This is a genomic window from Pseudomonas sp. 43(2021) (assembly GCF_017490805.1).
Classification (GTDB): Bacteria; Pseudomonadota; Gammaproteobacteria; order Pseudomonadales; family Pseudomonadaceae; genus Aquipseudomonas.
In genome coordinates, this window is the sequence record NZ_JAFGYJ010000560.1 from 1 (window position 1) to 438 (window position 438).

At 67.6% G+C, this 438-nt stretch carries 1 protein-coding gene; it reads left to right on the forward strand.

Annotated elements, in window-relative coordinates; translation table 11 throughout:
- Positions 1–438, forward strand: a 438-nt coding sequence (locus J5M71_RS28690; RefSeq protein WP_243434403.1) for a phosphoribosyl-dephospho-CoA transferase MdcG domain-containing protein, incomplete at both ends; no start/stop codon positions are given.

Here is a 438-nt window from a genome sequence, read left to right on the forward strand (position 1 = left end):
GTGGTGAACCTGCCCCTGGCCCACGATCTGCTCTGGGGCATGACCCCAGCGCAGTTGCCGGCGGATGCGCCGGCGTGGGCGATCGCGGCGCTGGCGGCCGGGCAACCGGTGGTGGTGCGCCGGGCCTTGAGCGAGGAAGGTTTGGTCGCGGTCGGCGTTCGTGGGGTGTTGCGCGAGCAGCGGCTGGCGACGTTTATGCCGCTGGATTCCATTGCCTGTCGGGTCAGTCCTGAAGCCCTTTGTCAGGTTGAGTGCGAGCGAGATCTGCCGGTGATGCAGGCGCTCAAACAACTGCGGCCGATACTCGATGACTGCGGTTGGGTCTGGGGTGTCAGCGGCATAAACGTCGCCAGCCGCTGCTCGCGCAACACCCCACGAACGCCGACCGCGACCAAACCTTCCTCGCTCAAGGCCCGGCGCACCACCACCGGTTGCCCG